The organism is Microbacterium sp. YJN-G, from assembly GCF_015040615.1.
Lineage (GTDB): Bacteria > Actinomycetota > Actinomycetes > Actinomycetales > Microbacteriaceae > Microbacterium.
The window spans coordinates 1,762,342-1,780,033 of record NZ_CP060402.1 but is presented as its reverse complement, the minus strand read 5'-3'; the positions used below and the strand labels follow the sequence as shown (position 1 = coordinate 1,780,033).

Genomic DNA, 17,692 nt, shown 5'->3' with positions numbered 1-17,692 from the left:
CATGACCGTGAAGCTGTCGGCCGCGCTGCCGAAGGAGTTCGACGCGAATGGAATGGAGCGGCTGCACGCGCAGCTCGTCCAGCATCCGGAGCGTCGCCACCTCGTCGTGATGGTGATCGACACGGCGAAGAAGCAGATCGACTACACCGCGGGCGGCGAGGTGACTCCGGTCGCCGGCGTCCTGTTCATCGAGCCGATCCGCGACGCCGACGACGTCGAGGTCGTCACCGAGATCATGGCGCGCGTGCGCGCCGAGCGCACCGGCGACGGCACCCTCGAGTTCGACTTCGGGGTCGGCGACCCGTTCGCCGACACGATGCAGCGGATGCGCGACGAGGGCATCACGTTCACCGTGAACGGTGGGGACGACGCATCGTGAGCCAGCTCGACGTGATCGAGGCGCTCGTCGCCGAGGGCATCCGCAAGCAGATGACCCCGAACCGGAAGTACCTCGCCCCGGCGGAGCGTTCGGCGATCGCCGACGACGCCGCCGCGGTCGCGCTGGCCGTGCTGATCGACATGACTGGCGGCCACCACCACATCGTGCAGGCCGACGGCGACACGTTCACCCTGCAGCACCCGCTCACGGAGCGCCTCACCGGCGGTCTCTTCGACTGCGAGATCCACGCGCACATCGCCGGAGGGGAACCGCTTGAGAAGGGCCGGTACCGCGTCCTGATGAAGGACGACCCCACCGACTACGACCTGATCCCGCTGAAGGAGTTCGCATCATGAGCCGTGCCTACGTCATGAAGACGACCAAGCCGGTCCCCGAGGAGGCCCGCGAGGCTGCCCGCCGGATGGTCGCGCGCCGAGTCACCGACCCGGCCGAGCGCATGCAGCTCGAGGACATGCTGGGGCTGGCGTCATGAGCGCCCGCATCGACTACGCCGCCGAGGCGCGAAAGACGATGAGCCAGACGCTCTCTTACGGCCACTATGGCGAGGATGCGGGTGCGATCGTATCGATGCTCGCCGCTCAGGTGCACGCGACGCTCGCGCTCGTCGAGCAGCAGCGCCTCGCGAACATGCAGGCCGAGCGCGCCGAGCTTCGCCGCGTCGCGCAGGGGCGCACCGACGACACGGCGACCGACCTGGGCGCTCGCGCGAACGTGCTGAGCGTGCACATCCGAGAGGGGCTGGGACTGTGACCCCGCAGATCACTGCGGCGCGCGTGGTCGTCCCGGAGGACGCGCCGCGCACCGTCTGGATGATGGAGCGCGGCGAGGGCGTGACCGCTTCGGAGGCGTGGGAGATTGCCCGCGGCGCGCTGAAGACGTGGCGCAGGATCCTCGAAGCCAAGCTCAACGGGTCCCGCTTCCACGGCAACAAGGCCACGAGCGCCGGCCACGCCCGCGAGGCCGCGCTGCTCGACGAGGCCGCCGAGCGCATGGCGACCCTCACCCCGAACGCGGCGCTGTGGGCCGCGGTCGACAACGACCTGCACCGCGCGACACCGGACGCGATCGCGATCGACCCGGACGGCCGCCTCGTGGTCGTCGAGGTGAAGTCGCACGATCACAAGTGGGAGCGCGACGACATCCCGGCCGAGCACGTGGCGCAGATGCAGTGGCAGATGCACGTGCTCGGCGCCGACTACGCCCTGTACGGGTTCGAGGTCCGCGACGAGGACGACATGCCGCCGGTCGACGGCGCGACGTGGATCCCGGTCCCGCGCGACGACGAGATGATCGAGTTCCTCATCTGGCGCGCCGACCGCTTCATCGCCTGGCGGGACGCCGGATGCCCGGAGATCGACGACCTCCCCGACGAGGTCCGTGCGGCGCTCGACGAGTGGGCGCCGCTGAAGCGCTCGCTCGACGCCGCGGTGGCCGCGGAGAAGACCGCAGCCGCCGCACTCAAGAAGGCGATCGCCAAGCTGCCTCACGCCGCCCGCTTCGGCGCGGTCGGCATGGGCGCATCCGGCGGGTTCCAGTCCGTTGTGTCCGAACGGATCGGGATCGACGAGGCCGAGTGGGAGGCCGACGCCCCCGACGTGCACGCCGCCGTCGTGAAGCTGCGCGCCGACCTCGCGACTCTCGAGTCGGCCGCGAAGAAGACCTACCCGAAGCTCAGCCGCTCATCGTCGCTGCGCTTCCAGGAGATCGAGGTGCAGGATGTCTGAGCTGGTCGAGAAGAAGACGATCGGTGAGGTCGAGCGCATCGTCCACGGCTCCGGCATGTGGGACGGCACCGGCCCTGTCGAGTTCTCGAACGACGGTGAGACCTGGTCGGAGACCTGGGCGCCGTCGACGGAGCACCCGCTGCCCGAGTTCGCGCGCGTCGAGGTCTACCGCAAGGACGTGCGCATCCCGACGAAGGTGACGATCCGGTGGGACGAGCAGGTGCCCCGCGCGGATGAGTTCTGGGCGGCGAAGTGGGTGGGAGCGCCGATGCGCCACTTCGGGCGCACGGCCCGCATGGTCTGCTACCGGCAGACGTTCCGCGATCTGCTCGGCGACATCGTGATCGAGGATGAGGGCGACGAGCGCGCCACCGCGGATGCCGCACCGGATCTTCCGGCGCGCGACTGGGCGAAGGAGATCGCCGAGGCGAAGTCCCGCGAGCTGCTCGACGCGATCGAGCGTGAGGGACGCGCCCTGCGCATCTTCACCCCTGACGCGGAGGGCACGGCCCTGCACCGGCAGCTGCGCGCGCGCCGCCGCGAGATCGAGGCCGAGGCCATCGACCCCTGGTTCGCACCGGCGATCGCGACATCCGTCGAGGTGCCCGGCGCCGCGGTGAGCGTGACCGACGAGAAGCTGCTCACGGTCACGGACGCGGCCGCACAGGCCCGCCGGACCCCGCAGGACCACCTGCCACCGGCGAACCGTGCCGCGCGCCGCAAGGCCGCCCGCAAGAAGGGCGGGAAGCGATGAACGCACCTGTGCACCCCGTCACCCGATACCAGGTCGGCATCGTCGCGCGCGTCGAGGCGAAGGTCGAGGGCGAGCTTTCGTTCACCGACGCTGAGGTCCGTGAGTGGGCCGGGATCGACGACGACGGCGAGGCGCTCGACCCGGAACTGATCGACGAGTACGCGCGCGAGCGCATCGGGGAGGAAGGCGAGCTGACAGTCGTCGACGTCATGTGGTGGAACGACACCGACGTGACAGTTCGGGGCACCGAGAAGCAGATGCACGTGCCTGCGGGGTTCGTGCCGCTCCCCGGGATGGAGGGATCGCTGTGAGCGTCAACTTCACGACCGGCGAGGTCACCGAGGACGAGGCCGCGGCCGCCGGCATGGACATGGTGCCGCTGAACCTCGCGGCGCTCTCCGAGGACGAGCTCGTCGCGCTGCTCCCGACCCCGGTGCAGTGCGCCGGCGCCCTGCAGTACGCACGGCAGGTCGCCGCGCGCGCACCGAAGGCGCTCAACGAGTTGCGGACCGCGCTCGCAGAGCGTGAGCGGGAACTGACGATCGCCGTCGCGATCGGCGCCCGCGACCTGCTCGCCGAGTACCCGCGCCTTCCGATGAGCGAGCGCCGCGACATCGCCCGTGCCACCGACAAGCGGGTCAGCGAGGCGCAAGAAGCCCGCGACACCGCATGGCTACTGCTCGAGTACGCCCGCGACTACGACCGTGCCATTGGCCGGGACATCGACATCCTGCGGAGCCTGAACGCGAACATGCGGGGTGAGTTCCGTGGCTGAGGAATGGCGGCCCGTCGTTGGCTACGAGGGGCTCTACGAGGTGACCGCGTCCGGCCGAGTCCGGCGCATCACGAGCACGCATCTCCACGCGGCCGGCTGGGAGCCGTCTCAGCATCGGAATGCCCACGGATACGTGAAGGTCGGGCTCTACCGGTCCGGCGAGTACAACCTCGTGAGCGTCCACCGCATCGTCGCGCTGGCCTTCATCGACCCGAACCCGGCAGAAGGCCTCGAGGTCTGCCACCGCGACGGTGACCAGACGAACAACGCCGCGACGAACCTCTACTGGGGGACGAGCTCGCAGAACCAGAACGACACGATCCGCCACGGCAATCACCGCTGGGCGAACCGCACGGCCTGCGACAACGGCCACCCGTACACCGCAGAGAACACGCTGCTGAGCGACGGCAAGCGCGTCTGCCGCACCTGCCACCGCGAGCGTCAGGCCCGATACCGGGCCGCAAGTCAAGGAGAACACCGATGAGCACGCTCACCGATCCCGCGTTCCTCGAACTGCCGGCGATCACGCATGACGAGTTCCTGCGGGAGAAGGTCGCGTTCGATCGTAGCTTCGGATTCCCCGTGCACGAGAGCGACCTCGCGCCCGTCCTTCTCCCGCATCAGCGGGACATCGTGCGCTGGGCGGTCGCTGGCGGCCGCCGTGCGATCTTCGCGAAGTTCGGGCTCGGCAAGTCGATCATGCAGATGGAGACGCTGCGGCAGATCCTCGCGCACCCGGCGTCGCCGGTCGTCGGCGGCCGCGCGCTGATCGTCGCGCCGCTCGGCGTCCGCGGCGAGTTCATCCGTGACGGCCGCAATCTGCTCGACATGGAGGTGCGGTTCATCCGCCGCACCGAAGAGGTCGATCCGGCGTGGTCGGGCATCTACGTGACGAACTACGAGTCCGTGCGCGACGGCCGCCTCGAGGTCGACCGCTTCGACGCCGTCTCGCTCGACGAGGCATCCGTGCTGCGCTCGTTCGGCTCGAAGACGTATCAAGAGTTCCTCGGTCTGTTCGACAGCATCCCGTTCCGATTCGTCGCCACGGCCACCCCGTCGCCGAACCGGCACAAGGAGCTGATCCACTACGCCGGGTTCCTCGGCATCATGGACACCGGCCAGGCGCTCACCCGGTTCTTCCAGCGCGACAGCTCGAAGGCGGGCAACCTGCGGCTGTACCCGCACAAGGAGCGCGAGTTCTGGCTGTGGCTGAACACGTGGGCATGCTTCGTGCAGCGTCCGTCCGACCTCGGTCACTCCGATGAGGGGTACGACCTGCCGGACCTCGACGTGCAGTGGCATCAGGTCGAGGTCGGGGTCCTCTCCGACGAGATCGACCGCGACGGGCAGGGCGTGCTCGTACGCACCGGCGCGAAGTCGCTACAGGCCGCCGCGAAAGAGAAGCGCGAGACGCTGCCCGAGCGCGTCGCGCACGCAATCGGCCTCGTGCGAGCGCATGTCGCCGAGCACGGCGCCGATGACCCGGTGATCATCTGGTGCGACCTGAACGACGAGCAGGACGCGATCGAGAAGGCGCTCCGCGCCGAGGGCCTGCCGTTCAGCAGCGTCTACGGTGCGCTCAGCGACGACGAGGCCGAGGCACGCCTCGACGCCTGGCGCGACGGCCGCACCGCCGAGCTCGTCGGCAAGCCGGTGCAGCTCGGCCAGGGCATGAACCTGCAGCGCTCGAACACGGCGATCTTCGTCGGCGTCACGCACAAGTTCAACGACACCATCCAGGCAGTGCACCGCATCCAGCGGTTCGGGCAGACCCGACCCTGCACGGTGCATCTGATCTACGCCGAGACGGAGTCGGAGATCCGCGACAGCCTGCTCGCGAAGTGGGAAGAGCACGACCGCCTCACCGAGACGATGAGCGATGTGATCCGCGAGTTCGGCCTCAACCCGGCCGCGATCTCCGCCGCGCTCACTCGCGCGATGGGCGTCGAGAGGGTCGAGGCATCCGGGCCCGGCTGGACTCTCGCGCTGAACGACTGCGTGATCGAGACGCGCGACCACATGGACGCGAACACGGTCGACCTGATCGTGACGAGCATCCCATTCTCGAACCACTACGAGTACACGCCGAGCTACAACGACTTCGGGCACACCGACGACAACCTGCACTTCTGGCAGCAGATGGACTACCTCACGCCCGAGCTGCTGCGCGTGCTCAAGCCGGGCCGGATCTACGCCTGCCACGTGAAGGACCGCATCCAGTTCGGCAACGTCACCGGCGCCGGCATCCCGACTGTGTCACCGTTCCACGCCGAAGCACTCGCGCACGGGTTGAAGCACGGCTTCGACTACATGGGGATGATCACCGTCACGACCGACGTCGTCCGGGAGAACAACCAGACCTACCGCCTCGGCTACACCGAGATGCGGAAGGACGGCACGAAGATGGGCGTCGGCTCGCCGGAGTACATCCTGCTGTTCCACAAGCCGCAGACGGACAGGTCGAAGGGGTACGCCGACGACCGGGTCGTGAAGGACGTCGCGGACTACTCACTCGCGCGCTGGCAGATCGACGCGGCCGCCGACTGGCGCTCGTCGGGCGACCGGCTGCTGACGCCGGAGGAACTGGCGGCGATCGAGCCGAAGCACCGCTCGCGACTGTTCAAGCAGCAGACCCGCGCGAACGTGTACGACTTCGACGCGCACGTTCGCACCGGCGAAGCACTCGCCGCGAAGAACGCGCTGCCCTCGACGTTCAAGAGCCTCGACCCGGGCTCGTGGCGGCACGACGTCTGGGACGACGTGAACCGGATGCTCACCCTCAACGGTGAACAGTCACGCCGCGCGCTCGAGTTCCACATCTGCCCGCTGCAGTTCGACATCGTCGACCGGCTGATCGAGCGGTACTCGAACAAGGGCGATCTGGTGTTCGACCCGTTCGGCGGGCTCGGCACGGTACCGCTGCGCGCCCGGAAGCTCGGCCGCGACGGCCGCGCATCCGAACTCAACCCGACGTCGTTCCGCGACGCGGTCATGTATCAGCGGGAGCTTGACGCCGAGCAGTCGACCCCGTCGCTGTTCGATCTGCTCGACATCGAAGAGGGGAGCGCGGCATGAGCAGTTCGCAGACCGAATGCGCGCACGACGACGTGACGTGGATATCCGGGGAGCCCTACGCGGCGGTCAGCCTGAACGGCCCGGCCATCGCAAGGTGCAACGCGTGTGGGATGGAGGCGACTCTCGATGACTGATCGGATCGGCTATCGGCACCCCGAGGTCGAATGGAACGGCCTCACCGTCACCGATCTGTTCTGCGGTGCGGGCGGGTCGAGCAGCGGCCTGGTCGAGGCGGGATACAAGGTCGTGATCGCGGCGAACCACTGGGAGCTGGCGATCAAGTCGCACCAGGTGAACCACCCGGACACCGACCACTCACAGGCCGACATCAGCCAGGTGAACCCCGCGTACTTCCCGCGCACGCACGTGCTCTGGGGGTCGCCGGAGTGCACGAACCACTCGATCGCGAAGGGCATCAAGCGGCAGCGGATGCAGGATCAGGCGTTGTTCGAGCTCGATGGCACCCGCCCGCTGCCCGACGAGGCCGCGAACCGGTCCCGCGCGACGATGTGGGACATCCCGCGGTTCGCTGAGCACCACCGGTACATGGCGATCATCCTCGAGAACGTCGTCGACGCGTACCGGTGGGATCAGTTCCCGGCGTGGCAGATGGCGATGGAGTCGCTCGGCTACCGGCTGCGGTTCGTGTGGCTGAACAGCATGCACGCGCAGATCGGCGGGCTGCCGGCCCCGCAGTCGCGGGACCGCATGTACATCGTGATGTGGCGTGCGGACCTGTCGACGAAGCAGCACCCTGCGCCGAACGTGGGGAAGTGGACCCGGCCGATGGCGTTCTGCCCCGAGCACGGTCAGGTGCAGGCGGTGCAGGCGTTCAAGAAGGCCGAGCAGTGGGGCCGGTACCGGGCGCAGTACCTCTACCGGTGCCCGGAGTGCTACGTCGTGATCGAGCCGGGCTGGCTGCCCGCCGCGTCGATCATCGACTGGTCGATCCCCGCACAGCGCATCGGCGACCGCGAGAAGCCGCTCGCCGAGAAGACCCGCGAGCGCATCCGCCGCGGCATCGAACGTCACTGGGCGCCGATCATCGCGAAGGCGGCCGGGAACACGTACGACGGCGTGACGACCGGATCGAACTACCTCCGCATCGCGCCGACGGACGAGCCGATGCCTATCCAGACGGGAACGGCCGAGCACGGGCTCGCGATCCCGCCGCTGATCGTGAACAACGTGAGCGGCGCGGACGCGTCCCGATCGGAGCCGATCACTCGTGAGCTGCCGTCGATTGTCGCCGGTGGCACGCACGCCTCGCTGCTGGTCCCGGTGGAGGGCCGTGAGGGCAAGCAGGCGGCATCCGTCGCGGACCCGATGCGCACGCAGTCGACCCGAAACGAGACGGGACTCGTGGTCCCGCTGCGCAACAACGGCGTCGCGAAGCCGACCAGCATGCCGATCGACACGGTCAGCGCCGAAGGCAATCACCACGCGCTCGTCATGCGCAACAACGAGGGCGGCGCGGAGATGTCCACGCCGGTCACCGAGCCGATCCGCACGCTGACGACGGGCGGTCACCAGTCGCTCATCGACCCGCCGATGCCGATCAGTCTCGACGTCGACGACGCCGGATTCCGGATGCTCGAACCGCACGAGATCATGCTCGGCATGGCGTTCGCGCCGGACTACAACCTGCTCGGCACGAAGCGCGACAAGGTGAAGCAGGCGGGCAACGCGGTCACGCCGCCGGCCGCGCGCGACCTCGGGCACGCGGTCGCTGAGTTCCTGCTGGCGGTGGCGGCATGAGCGCCCCGACGAAGCAGACCCGCCAGGACGTCTACCTGCGTGACGGCTACCGGTGTGTGATGTGCGGGGCGACGTCGCCGCTTGAGTTCGGTCACCGCCGCGCGGTGGGGATGGGTGGGTCGAAGATCCTCCCGCCACCCGTGGACGGGGTGACGCAGTGCTCGACCTGCAACGCGGCCTGTGAGGCGGAGCTGCAGGATGAGGCGCTCGCGCACGGCTGGAAGGTGCGCCGGTGGGTGAAGTCTCCGGAGCGGGTGCCGATGTTCTACCCGGGCGAGCTCGCATGGTTCCGCCTCGAGGGGACGCGCCGGGTGCGGATCTCGTCGGCGGTCGCGATGGAGATGGGCTGCTCGGTGTACGGCGACGACTGGTTGAAGTGGCAGGCGCAACGGATGTTCGGTGCCGACGGAAGGGGAACACGATGAGGATCCTGACGGTGCGTCAGCCGTGGGCGTGGGCGATCATCCACGGCGGCAAGGACGTCGAGAACCGGGTGCGGAACATCGCAGGCGGCTACCGCGGGCCGGTCGCCATACATGTCGCGCAGCAGGTGGATCTCACCGCGTTCTCGGGGCAGTCGGCCGCGCTCACCGCCGCCGCTACCGCGTTCAACGAGTCGAACACCGACGTGCTGAAGAGCGGACCGTGGCACGCAGACCGGGGCGCGATCATCGGCGTCGTCGACCTCGTCGACGTGCACCCGGCAGAGCACTGCTGGCGGAAGCCGTGGAAGTCGGAGAACCCCGGACACTGCTCCGACTGGGCAGAGCCGGACGTGCACCACCTAGTGCTCGCGAGCCCGCGCGCACTAGCCGAGCCGATCCCGTATCGGGGAGCGCTCGGTCTCCGGACGCTCGACGTCGAGACCGTGGCGCGTATCGAGGCGGCGATCGCATGAGCATGCCGACGTACGCGATGACCTATGTCGTCTGGCACCCGGAGTCGATGACGCTCAAGGTCGGCCGGGCGTGGGCGTGGTCGCGGGTACAGCGGTGGCTGGATCGCGGCTGGTACCCGATCGTCTGCCAGCGCGGCACCGACGCCACCTGGGAGCGCGAGGCGCTGAAGGTGCTGCGCCGCATCTTCCCGGCCGCGTTCACCTCCTGGCGGGACGCCGAGGACGTGCTCGGCCCCGGCGGGAAGGGCTACACCGAGTGCCTCACTGTCGAGCCCGAAGACCTGAATTCTGCCCTGGCCGCGTGCATCCGGGGCTTCGCGAGAGGAACCGATGTCTACCAAGCAACGCATGATCAGCCCCGCCGACCTCGAGACGCTGGCGCACGTGCCGGACGTCGCGAAGCCGACGGCGATGTGGCTGTGGCTGAACCTCGACCCGTTGGGCCGGGGGCAGATGGACCCGCGCGAACTGTCGGCGGCGATGTACCCGACGCTCGACCTGACGCCCGACGAGGTGTTCGAGCACCTGGTGCTGCTGACGGAGGCCGGGTTCCTGACGACGTTCGTCGCACCTCGGCCGGGGACGCGGGAGTCGGTGGAGTGGATCCTGCTGCTGCACCCGCTGAAGATCGACCTGCGGGGTACGCGGATCGCGACGCCGGAACCGCCGCACGGTCTCCATGGAGTCTCCGTGGCTATGGGTGGGGGAGCGCGGGGGCGGGCGAGCGCGAGCGCGCGGGAGCGGGCCAGGGCGCAGGTGCGGGCGGAGGATGCCGCGCGAGCCGATGCGTGGGACGCGGTGCAGCGCGATCGGGCGGAGCCGGTGGAGCGCCCGGAGCGCCCTGCCGTGCTGGATGCCCCGCCGATGTTCTGCGACGAGCACATGCCGCACGGCGCCGGCCAGAAGAAGTGCGGTCCTTGCAGGGACAGGCGGTTGCTCCGCGACGAGTGGTTGCAGCGCCGGGTGTACGAGGACCGTCTCGCCGACTGGACGGAGCAGCAGGACGAGACCGAGGAGGTGTGGGATGACGAACCGTTCTGAGACGAAGACGATCACCATTCCGCTTCACGTTTGGGGCCAGGTGGCATCCGAGGCGGATCACCGAGGAGTGAAGGTCGAGGACGTGCTCGTCGGCGCGATCAACAGCGTCCGGCTTCGCAGCCATCGACAGGCGGTGGTCATCGGCCTCACCATGCTCGGCCACTCCGATCGGGTGATCGCCGAGCTGACGGGCGAGGCCCGCGACTTCATCAAGCAGGCTCGGCGCTCCGTCGGTCTGCCCGCCAACACCAGCGAGAGGAAACGAGCATGAGCAACGAGAGCGTCCGCGCGACCGTGTACCTGCAGGTGGCGCCCGAGATCAGTCGCTACTACCCGCGCGACGACCCGAGAGGCATCAACGGCGCCAAGGTAGTCGGATCGACGCAGAAGCGCTCGTCCGCGCCGCGCGCCGGGACCGTCGAGGTGAAGCTCACGGTCGAGATCCCGAAGGCGGCGTTCCTGCCGCTGCGCCCGGAGGCGATCGTCGTCGTCCCGGAGTCCATGACCACCCCTCACCCGATCGAGGTTGAGGCTGCCGACGCGAACGAGGAGAACTGACCATGAGCACGCAGACCAAGACCGACGACGAGATCCTCACGGATGCGATCACGCGGGCGAACGAAATGGTGATCGGTGCATCGTTCGCGATCATGGAAGCACCCACCGAGGCGGCGAAGACGCAGGCGAGCTGGTTCCAGCACCTGTTCAGCAGCATGCGCGATGTGCTGAGCGACGCGCTCCACGGCCCCAATCCGTCCCGGTCGCGCGCGACGATGGATCTCGCACGCGCGGTTCTCGAGGGGCAGAGCTGATGGCTGGGGAGACGATCATCACCGTCGTGGGGAACCTGACCGCGGATCCGGAGTTGCGGTACACGCAGAACGGTCTGCCGGTGACGAACTTCACGATCGCGTCGACGCCGCGCACGTTGGACAAGGCGTCGGGGGAGTGGAAGGACGGCGACGCACTGTTCATGCGATGCAGTGTGTGGCGGGAGTTCGCCGAGCACGTCGCCGGGTCGCTGTCGAAGGGCATGCGCGTGATCGCGCAGGGCCGTCTGCGTCAGCGCTCCTACCAGGACCGCGACGGCAACAACCGCACCGCGATCGAGATGGAGGTCGATGAGATCGGCCCGTCGCTGCGGTACGCGACGGCACAGGTGACGAGGGCGGCGCGTCCCGACGGCCAGCGCCCGGCGGCATCCGCCCCGGCCGCAGAGCAGTGGGTGACCGCGCAGCCGCCGGCGGAGGAGTGGGGAGGTGGGTTCGGTGACGATACGCCGTTCTGACCCGCGACCGGACTGCACGTACTGCAACGGGGCCGGGTTCGTGTCCGTGTCGAAGGATCCCGACGAGATCGCGGACTGCGTGTGCACCGACATCATCGAGCCGATCGGACCCGACTGCCGGGCGGGGAAGCATGATGCGTGCGACGGGCGCGCGCTCGACGAGACCGCCGACGAGGTGACGGACTGCATGTGCAGCTGTCACCGGAAGCACACGGGCATCACGCTGCCGAACGGCACTACGTCGGATGAGGTTCTGGTGGCCCGGTTCCTGAACAGCAGCGCGCACTGGCAAATCGTCACAGATGGTCCGGCAGCCACCTGCCCGACGTGCGGGTATCCGGAGCGGCACCGCATCTACGACGTCGGGGTGGAGGACGCGACGCTGCTCGCTGACGGGTGCCCGGCGTGCGAGACGAGCCGGATGGACGGGGGCGAGGATGGCTGATCGGGTGTGCATCCGTGGGTGCAAGCAGCGGGGCGTGCACTATGCGACGTGCCCTGACTACGGGATGCAGGAGGCGTATGAGCGGGCCCGTGCGCTCGGTCTCCCGGGTGTCGCGTACACGCCGCGGTGCACGGGGTGCGCTGAGAAGCCGGCCCGTGATCACGCGCTGATATGTGACGGATGCTTCTACCGGCTCCGGACGCTGGTGCGGGATGCCGATGACCTGATGGGCCGGTTGCAGTCGCTGGCGGATCCGATGAAGGCGACGCCGACGGATAAGGCGCCGGGTGGTCGGTCGCAGCAGGTGGAGCCGCCGGCACCGGTGGACGCCGACCTGCTGGACGCGTTGAACGACGTTTACCACACGCTGCACGACTGGGACCGGATGGTGGACCCGCAGTCGCTCGAGCATGCGCTCCCGGATCTCGTGAACGACGTCGAGCACGTCCGCGTCCTCGGTATCGGGTTCCTGGACCGGAACCCGCTGGTCGACGGCGTGCGGGGGTTCTGGTCGGTGCAGGACGCGGTCGATAAGTGGGGGGTGGAGCGTCGCACGAAGGGTGAGAAGCCGTGGGAGCCGGAGGATGACCGTGAGCTCGCGACGTTCCCGGTGCAGGAGTGGGGCGAGGGGTCGTGGATCACGAAGCTGCAGGCGGAGAAGATCGCCGGGTCGGCGCGGACGTTGCGCCGGTGGGTGGCCAGGGACCTGCTGTCGCATGAGGGGACGGTGGTGATCGCGGGGGTGGTCACACGGATGTTCCGCCGTAGCGACGTCGTGCGGGTGCGGGATCAGATGCAGGCCAAGGTGGGTCGACCGAGCGCCGCTCGGGATGAGGGGAGCGAACGATGAGCGACAGCATCCAGATACCGAGGCCGCACGTTCCGTACGGCCCGCACGGCGTGCCCGAGATGCTGGCGGATGCCGACTACCTCGATCACGCCGCGCGGAACATCGCGGGCGGCTATGCGGTCGGTGGCTACAACGTCACGTCGACCGTCATCAAGCTGCTGCACGACGCCGCGACGGCGCTTCGGGAAGCGAGCACAGACCGCGAGGTCTGCCCTCAGCCGTGCGAGCACCTGAGCCAGCACGACGCCCGCGAAGGGCGGACGTGCCCGGAGCACCCCTGTACATGCACAGACCGCGAGAACCGTGCACGAGAGGAGCAGTCATGAGCACGCACACGAAGGTGAACGAAGAGGTCTACTTAGAGTACGACTGCACGTTCAAGGACTGCTCGCACGACGAGTGCCCAACCGAACGCATGGACATCTGCCAGGAGTGCTCTCGGGAGAGCTGGGAGAAGTACGAGGGCGGCGTGGTGACCTGGATGGAGTGCCTGGAAAACCTTGCGCTCGATGAGTTCGACCGGCCTACAGACCGCGAGAACGGGAGCGCAGAGCGATGAGCCGACACACAGCCCGAGAAATAGTGCTGCTCATGGCGCGTGAGATCGACCCGCAGGAGAGCGCGCCGGAGGACGACGAGTACATCGGCTCGTGGACGCCGGAGCACTCGTGTGGCGGCGCTGGCGATCCGACGTGCGCGGGGTGCTGGATGCGCGATTACGACGCGCGCACCAACCGCGAGGGTGGGAGTTCGGAGGTGTCATGATGGGGCGTATCGCCGCGACACAACAGTGAGGTTGGATATGGCCGAATCGAACGACGCCCCAGCTGAGGAGAGCTCTAACCAGCAGCAGCCGACTCCGGACCTCGGGAAGGCATACGGTGATTTGTCACGGAGACTAGGTAAGGGCGGGCTTGGACCCGAAGAGCTCAAGAAGCTCGGCGAGGGATTCAGGCGAGTAGCGGGTATGGACCACTCTCGCCGGGTCGTGGCCGATCGCCTGGAAGCCCTGACCAAGAAGGCCAGGGCGGTGCCGTCGATCTGGTCCGAGGCAGAGGAGATTCCGATCATCGAGCCGGATACCAGACCATCCGTAATTGCCGAAAACACCGAACGCACAGCAGAACTCATCGGGCAACAGAACACCGCGATCAGCCAATTGGTCGAGCTGACCATCAACAGCTTGGCCCTGTCGCAGCAACAGCAAGAGCAATCCAAGCGTTCCGACCAATTCTCTCGCCGGATGGCCTGGGTCTCAGTAATACTGACGGCAGCCACGGTGTTGGTGTCAGGGGCTGCGCTCGTGGTGGCCTGGATCGGCACGTGATGTCGCGGAGGTCGGCCCCATCTGCAGGGGCGCTGACCTATGCTGTCGACATGAATCCGGAGCTTCGGCAACGCGCTGCAGCGGAGCACAAGATGCGACTCGCTCTCGCCAAGAAGCGGCGCACGCTGGTGGCTGAGATCGTGCGGATGCTGGAGAAGTTCCCGTGCCCGTCATGTCGCAAGCGCGTGAAGGTGAACGAGCGGTTCCGCATCCCGATCCACGACGCCGCAGACGCCCAGCGCTGCGCTGCGTCGCTACTAGCGATCGGCTGGTTTCCGGACGGGCTCGCGGCCATCCCGTACGACAGGTATCACGATGCTGAGTCTGTCGAGGCGCGAGCGCTGCTGAGGCGCAGCCTCTCGGCGGCGCCAGCTACGGAGCGCCGGTCCACCAGTATCGTCGGAGATCGACCCGCGCCCGGCATAACCGTGTCGGGGGGCCTTCCGGGTTCGAAGCGCTGAATGGCCGACGCGGCGGCGCGCGACTCGCCGAGCTGATCAGGGAAACGTGGCCACCATTTTCTGTTAAGCTGTGCTTGCACAAGAAGTGACTGAAAGCCTCGCGATTCGCGGGGCTTTCGTCGTGTCTGGGGTTCCTCGGAGTGGAGGCGGCCATGTCGTCTGACATCAGCGAGCACGCCGGCGCAGCTCTGCCGTTCGTGTGCGCCGACTGCGGCACCAGCTACCGGTATGCGATCGCCGCGTCGATGTGCTGTGACCCTGCGGCGCCCGGCCCGGATGACTGATCATGCTGGGGACGACGTGGGCGGCGACGCTCGACGCGGCACTCGATGAGATCAGCCGCCTGCAGACGGAGCGGGACAACGCGCTCGACGCGCTGCTGGAACTGTCGAAGCAGCATCCCGAGCTCGAAGGTAACGAGCACTTCAACCTCGCCTGTCTGGCGTTGCTGTGAAGCTGCTCGCCGGATTCGCGCTCGGCATCACCGCCATGATCGTCTGGCACATCATCGGCTGGCCGTGGCTCGGATGGCTCTTCACCCGCATCCCACCCGCCACACACCCCGACTGCCGTCCACGCTTCCGACGCTGGCAGCACGGTGTGCTCGTCTTCGACAGCACGAACGGAGGCTGAACCATGGCATCTGCGGAGCATGCGACCGTCGTGATGACTCCGGGCACACCCGAACGGCTGGACGTCGACTGCACCGCATGCGGGTGGGCTGATGTCTGGCAGGTGCGGGTCTACTCGCTCTCATCGCACGGTGTGACCTGCCGTGGCGTCGTGCGTCGCTGCCAGCGGTGCAAGGCGGCGCAGTGAGCAAGCGCACCCACACTCGTGAGGATCAGCGTCTGCGGACCGAGTTCTACGAAGAGGGCGTGCTGCTCGACGCCGACCCGGAGACACGTCACCTCGCGGACTGTCACCTGTGCCGCACCCGCATCGACTACGAGGCGAAGCCGGGCACGACGCCGGACTCGCACACGCTCGACCACTACTTCCCGGTTGACGACTACCCGGAGTTGCAGAACGATCCGGAGAACTTCCGGCACGCTCACTTCAACTGCAACAGCTCGCGTGGTAAGGGCGAGATCGAGAACGGTCTCGGCGAGGAGATGCCCGCCTGGTGGTGACTACTTGCGCCGGCTGATCTTCTTCTCGGCGTCTGCGTAGTGGCCGCCGATGATCTTGTCGGCCATCTTTCGCGCGAAGTCCTCGCTGCTGTATCCCTGGCCACCATCGGTAGCGATGATGTCGGATCCGTTGTCACCGATCAGCCGCCAGCCCCACTTGCCGTCGGTGCGCTCAACCAAGATTCGCTGTGCTCCCATGACTGCTCCTTTGCTCGTCGGTGCGGACAGCGTATCGGAGAAAGGACTCTGATGAACCGCTACGCAGCAGCAGGCATCTCGATAGACGCGAGCGCGGGGAAGCGCATCATCGTGGTCACGCCGATCATGGGCATGATCCGGAGCGCGATGGACGAGATCATCCGATCGCTCGACGGCGTCGACCCGGATAGCTTCAGGGTCCGCCGAGCCAACGGCGCCGAGCGCATCGACTTCCCCTCAGGCGGCAGCATCCGATTCCACTCCGCACGGTCCAGCATGCGCGGCATGTCCGCTAACGTCGTCTACCTCGACGACAACGCCGACCGCGAGATGACCGATGCATGGCGTGACCTGTACGCGGTCACGCATCCGAACGGGGAGATCATTCGCGCATGAAGGTCAAGGGCCCGCGGGCATCCGATGCTGACATGACGTGGCGGCGCGCCGACGGCACCATGGGCGAGTACCGGGGCGAGCTGGTCGAGCTGGGCATGGGCATCCCTCGACGCAAGGGCGCGTTCGGCATCCGCCGCGCGGCCTTCGATCTCGCGTTCGGCTACGTGTCCGGCTTCCCGGTGCGCGACATCATCCCGTTCGCGGTCCGCTCACTGTTCCCTGGCCGCCGACACGTGTACGTCACCGCAGACGAGGTGCAGCCGATCACCTGCGAGGTGCCGCCGCCTGGGTGGTGGTGCTCGCGCGATGGCGGACACGATGGCCCGTGCGCAGCACACCCGTGGCGCGACGACCCTCGCCTCTATGCAGGGATGCCGCGATGAGCACCGCAGCACGCAAGGCCCGCAAGCGCGCCGGCATCCCGTTCACGAAGACACCGAAGCATCCGACACGCGTGTGGGGCGAACCGCGCGGCCTCGGATGGATCACAGGGCCGGAGATCATGGCACGCATCCTCGCCCGACCATCCTGACCAGCGTGGGCGGCAGCGTCGAGCCCGGTGGCATCCCCAGTGCCGCGGTCCGCTGCCGTCCACGCCCCACCCCTTCGGAAGGGATCGACATGACGACTCTTCCGCTGGCGCGACATGGCACGCGCAACGGGTACAAGAAGGGCTGTCGGTGTGACCAATGCCGTGAGGCGGAGAACCGACGATCACGCGAGCGCTACGCCCGGCACAGAGCGGCAGGCGGATACTCGGACCCGGGCAACGTCGAGTGCACGTGCCTTGCTTGTGGTCGCGCGTTCAAGTCGAGCAGAAGCCGGTCCTTCTGCTCACGCGAGTGCTACCGCAACGGCGTGGGCACGGCGCCTGAACACGACTGGTACATCAGCCGCGGATGGCGCCTGTTCATCTACGACCGTGATGGGTGGCGCTGTCAACTGTGCGGTGGGCCCGTCGACATGGTCGCGGAGACCACCGATCCATCCGCCCCGACCCTCGACCACATCGTGCCGAGGTCTCGCGGCGGCAGTGATGATCCCGACAACCTGCGACTCGCGCACCGCGGATGCAACGCCCGCCGCCAGTCAGCCATCGATGAGTACCTGCCAGGGCAGAAGCAAGAAGACCCCCACCCCCGCTGAAAATCCAGCATCGGGGCGGAAAC

Annotated in this window: 34 protein-coding genes; 33 read left to right on the top strand and 1 reads right to left on the bottom strand. The window is 67.9% G+C overall.

Annotated features, from left to right (window positions below; translation table 11 throughout):
- Position 1: 1 nt before the first annotated feature.
- The 29 genes from H7694_RS08515 to H7694_RS08375 all read left to right on the top strand — a co-directional run bounded on the left by H7694_RS08515 (position 2) and on the right by H7694_RS08375 (position 15,929).
- Positions 2-379: a hypothetical protein gene (locus H7694_RS08515; protein ID WP_193596116.1), complete on the top strand. Its 378-nt coding sequence runs from the start codon at positions 2-4 to the stop codon at positions 377-379.
- On the top strand, positions 376-735 hold the full coding sequence (locus H7694_RS08510) for a DUF6085 family protein (RefSeq protein WP_193596115.1): 360 nt from the start codon (positions 376-378) through the stop codon (positions 733-735). Before H7694_RS08515 ends, H7694_RS08510 begins: the two co-directional genes overlap by 4 nt.
- Positions 732-872, top strand: a complete 141-nt coding sequence (locus tag H7694_RS08505; RefSeq protein WP_193596114.1) for a hypothetical protein — start codon at positions 732-734, stop codon at positions 870-872. Before H7694_RS08510 ends, H7694_RS08505 begins: the two co-directional genes overlap by 4 nt.
- The gene (locus H7694_RS08500) at positions 869-1,150 is read left to right on the top strand and encodes a hypothetical protein (protein ID WP_193596113.1); all 282 of its coding nucleotides are present in this window, start codon (positions 869-871) and stop codon (positions 1,148-1,150) included. Before H7694_RS08505 ends, H7694_RS08500 begins: the two co-directional genes overlap by 4 nt.
- Positions 1,147-2,124 carry a YqaJ viral recombinase family protein gene (locus H7694_RS08495; RefSeq protein WP_193596112.1) on the top strand — a complete coding sequence of 326 codons (978 nt, stop codon included), beginning with the start codon at positions 1,147-1,149 and terminating at the stop codon, positions 2,122-2,124. Before H7694_RS08500 ends, H7694_RS08495 begins: the two co-directional genes overlap by 4 nt.
- Positions 2,117-2,878, top strand: a complete 762-nt coding sequence (locus tag H7694_RS08490) for a hypothetical protein (protein WP_193596111.1) — start codon at positions 2,117-2,119, stop codon at positions 2,876-2,878. Before H7694_RS08495 ends, H7694_RS08490 begins: the two co-directional genes overlap by 8 nt.
- A complete protein-coding gene (locus H7694_RS08485) occupies positions 2,875-3,189 on the top strand; it encodes a hypothetical protein (RefSeq protein WP_193596110.1) in 315 nt (104 codons plus the stop codon). Before H7694_RS08490 ends, H7694_RS08485 begins: the two co-directional genes overlap by 4 nt.
- Positions 3,186-3,653: a hypothetical protein gene (locus H7694_RS08480; RefSeq protein ID WP_193596109.1), complete on the top strand. Its 468-nt coding sequence runs from the start codon at positions 3,186-3,188 to the stop codon at positions 3,651-3,653. Before H7694_RS08485 ends, H7694_RS08480 begins: the two co-directional genes overlap by 4 nt.
- Complete coding sequence (locus tag H7694_RS08475; protein WP_193596108.1) at positions 3,646-4,137, top strand: NUMOD4 domain-containing protein; 492 nt, start codon at positions 3,646-3,648, stop codon at positions 4,135-4,137. The genes H7694_RS08480 and H7694_RS08475 overlap by 8 nt, the downstream gene beginning before the upstream one ends.
- A complete protein-coding gene (locus H7694_RS08470; RefSeq protein ID WP_193596107.1) occupies positions 4,134-6,728 on the top strand; it encodes a DNA methyltransferase in 2,595 nt (864 codons plus the stop codon). Before H7694_RS08475 ends, H7694_RS08470 begins: the two co-directional genes overlap by 4 nt.
- A gap of 126 nt (positions 6,729-6,854) precedes the next feature.
- A complete protein-coding gene (locus H7694_RS08465) occupies positions 6,855-8,486 on the top strand; it encodes a DNA cytosine methyltransferase (RefSeq protein WP_193596106.1) in 1,632 nt (543 codons plus the stop codon).
- The gene (locus H7694_RS08460; RefSeq protein WP_193596105.1) at positions 8,483-8,911 is read left to right on the top strand and encodes a hypothetical protein; all 429 of its coding nucleotides are present in this window, start codon (positions 8,483-8,485) and stop codon (positions 8,909-8,911) included. Before H7694_RS08465 ends, H7694_RS08460 begins: the two co-directional genes overlap by 4 nt.
- On the top strand, positions 8,908-9,384 hold the full coding sequence (locus H7694_RS08455) for a hypothetical protein (protein ID WP_193596104.1): 477 nt from the start codon (positions 8,908-8,910) through the stop codon (positions 9,382-9,384). Before H7694_RS08460 ends, H7694_RS08455 begins: the two co-directional genes overlap by 4 nt.
- A gap of 348 nt (positions 9,385-9,732) precedes the next feature.
- Entirely contained in the window at positions 9,733-10,425 is a 693-nt protein-coding gene (locus tag H7694_RS08450; RefSeq protein ID WP_193596103.1) for a hypothetical protein, read from the top strand.
- On the top strand, positions 10,409-10,696 hold the full coding sequence (locus tag H7694_RS08445) for a hypothetical protein (protein ID WP_193596102.1): 288 nt from the start codon (positions 10,409-10,411) through the stop codon (positions 10,694-10,696). The genes H7694_RS08450 and H7694_RS08445 overlap by 17 nt, the downstream gene beginning before the upstream one ends.
- Positions 10,693-10,983: a hypothetical protein gene (locus H7694_RS08440; RefSeq protein WP_193596101.1), complete on the top strand. Its 291-nt coding sequence runs from the start codon at positions 10,693-10,695 to the stop codon at positions 10,981-10,983. Before H7694_RS08445 ends, H7694_RS08440 begins: the two co-directional genes overlap by 4 nt.
- Before the next feature lie 2 nt (positions 10,984-10,985).
- Complete coding sequence (locus H7694_RS08435; protein ID WP_193596100.1) at positions 10,986-11,237, top strand: hypothetical protein; 252 nt, start codon at positions 10,986-10,988, stop codon at positions 11,235-11,237.
- The gene (locus H7694_RS08430) at positions 11,237-11,713 is read left to right on the top strand and encodes a single-stranded DNA-binding protein (RefSeq protein ID WP_193596099.1); all 477 of its coding nucleotides are present in this window, start codon (positions 11,237-11,239) and stop codon (positions 11,711-11,713) included. The genes H7694_RS08435 and H7694_RS08430 overlap by 1 nt, the downstream gene beginning before the upstream one ends.
- 46 nt (positions 11,714-11,759) lie before the next feature.
- Positions 11,760-12,158 (top strand): hypothetical protein, encoded by a 399-nt coding sequence (locus H7694_RS08425; protein WP_193596098.1) that lies wholly within the window; start codon positions 11,760-11,762, stop codon positions 12,156-12,158.
- A gap of 34 nt (positions 12,159-12,192) precedes the next feature.
- The gene (locus H7694_RS08420) at positions 12,193-13,008 is read left to right on the top strand and encodes a hypothetical protein (RefSeq protein ID WP_193596097.1); all 816 of its coding nucleotides are present in this window, start codon (positions 12,193-12,195) and stop codon (positions 13,006-13,008) included.
- Positions 13,005-13,334, top strand: a complete 330-nt coding sequence (locus H7694_RS08415) for a hypothetical protein (RefSeq protein WP_193596096.1) — start codon at positions 13,005-13,007, stop codon at positions 13,332-13,334. The genes H7694_RS08420 and H7694_RS08415 overlap by 4 nt, the downstream gene beginning before the upstream one ends.
- A complete protein-coding gene (locus tag H7694_RS08410) occupies positions 13,331-13,567 on the top strand; it encodes a hypothetical protein (protein ID WP_193596095.1) in 237 nt (78 codons plus the stop codon). Before H7694_RS08415 ends, H7694_RS08410 begins: the two co-directional genes overlap by 4 nt.
- Positions 13,568-13,599: 32 nt before the next feature.
- Positions 13,600-13,773: a hypothetical protein gene (locus tag H7694_RS08405; RefSeq protein WP_227468029.1), complete on the top strand. Its 174-nt coding sequence runs from the start codon at positions 13,600-13,602 to the stop codon at positions 13,771-13,773.
- Between the two features lie 37 nt (positions 13,774-13,810).
- Entirely contained in the window at positions 13,811-14,335 is a 525-nt protein-coding gene (locus tag H7694_RS08400; RefSeq protein WP_193596093.1) for a hypothetical protein, read from the top strand.
- 50 nt (positions 14,336-14,385) lie between these two features.
- The gene (locus H7694_RS08395; protein WP_193596092.1) at positions 14,386-14,796 is read left to right on the top strand and encodes a hypothetical protein; all 411 of its coding nucleotides are present in this window, start codon (positions 14,386-14,388) and stop codon (positions 14,794-14,796) included.
- A gap of 152 nt (positions 14,797-14,948) precedes the next feature.
- Entirely contained in the window at positions 14,949-15,080 is a 132-nt protein-coding gene (locus tag H7694_RS17790; protein WP_264674898.1) for a hypothetical protein, read from the top strand.
- A gap of 2 nt (positions 15,081-15,082) precedes the next feature.
- Positions 15,083-15,250 carry a hypothetical protein gene (locus tag H7694_RS08390; RefSeq protein WP_193596091.1) on the top strand — a complete coding sequence of 56 codons (168 nt, stop codon included), beginning with the start codon at positions 15,083-15,085 and terminating at the stop codon, positions 15,248-15,250.
- Positions 15,247-15,429 carry a hypothetical protein gene (locus H7694_RS08385; RefSeq protein WP_193596090.1) on the top strand — a complete coding sequence of 61 codons (183 nt, stop codon included), beginning with the start codon at positions 15,247-15,249 and terminating at the stop codon, positions 15,427-15,429. Before H7694_RS08390 ends, H7694_RS08385 begins: the two co-directional genes overlap by 4 nt.
- Before the next feature lie 182 nt (positions 15,430-15,611).
- Entirely contained in the window at positions 15,612-15,929 is a 318-nt protein-coding gene (locus H7694_RS08375; RefSeq protein WP_193596088.1) for an HNH endonuclease, read from the top strand.
- Here H7694_RS08375 and H7694_RS08370 read toward each other — a convergent pair whose 3' ends face one another.
- Positions 15,930-16,127, bottom strand: a complete 198-nt coding sequence (locus H7694_RS08370) for a DUF1508 domain-containing protein (RefSeq protein ID WP_193596087.1) — start codon at positions 16,125-16,127, stop codon at positions 15,930-15,932. It lies immediately after the preceding gene.
- Between the two features lie 51 nt (positions 16,128-16,178).
- Here H7694_RS08370 and H7694_RS08365 point away from each other — a divergent pair, with 51 nt between their 5' ends.
- The 4 genes from H7694_RS08365 to H7694_RS08350 are packed head-to-tail and all read left to right on the top strand — an operon-like array spanning position 16,179 to position 17,669.
- Positions 16,179-16,523 carry a hypothetical protein gene (locus H7694_RS08365; protein WP_193596086.1) on the top strand — a complete coding sequence of 115 codons (345 nt, stop codon included), beginning with the start codon at positions 16,179-16,181 and terminating at the stop codon, positions 16,521-16,523.
- Complete coding sequence (locus H7694_RS08360) at positions 16,520-16,906, top strand: hypothetical protein (protein WP_193596085.1); 387 nt, start codon at positions 16,520-16,522, stop codon at positions 16,904-16,906. The genes H7694_RS08365 and H7694_RS08360 overlap by 4 nt, the downstream gene beginning before the upstream one ends.
- On the top strand, positions 16,903-17,055 hold the full coding sequence (locus H7694_RS08355) for a hypothetical protein (protein ID WP_193596084.1): 153 nt from the start codon (positions 16,903-16,905) through the stop codon (positions 17,053-17,055). Before H7694_RS08360 ends, H7694_RS08355 begins: the two co-directional genes overlap by 4 nt.
- Positions 17,004-17,669, top strand: a complete 666-nt coding sequence (locus H7694_RS08350; protein WP_319805247.1) for an HNH endonuclease — start codon at positions 17,004-17,006, stop codon at positions 17,667-17,669. The genes H7694_RS08355 and H7694_RS08350 overlap by 52 nt, the downstream gene beginning before the upstream one ends.
- Positions 17,670-17,692 lie beyond the last annotated feature (23 nt).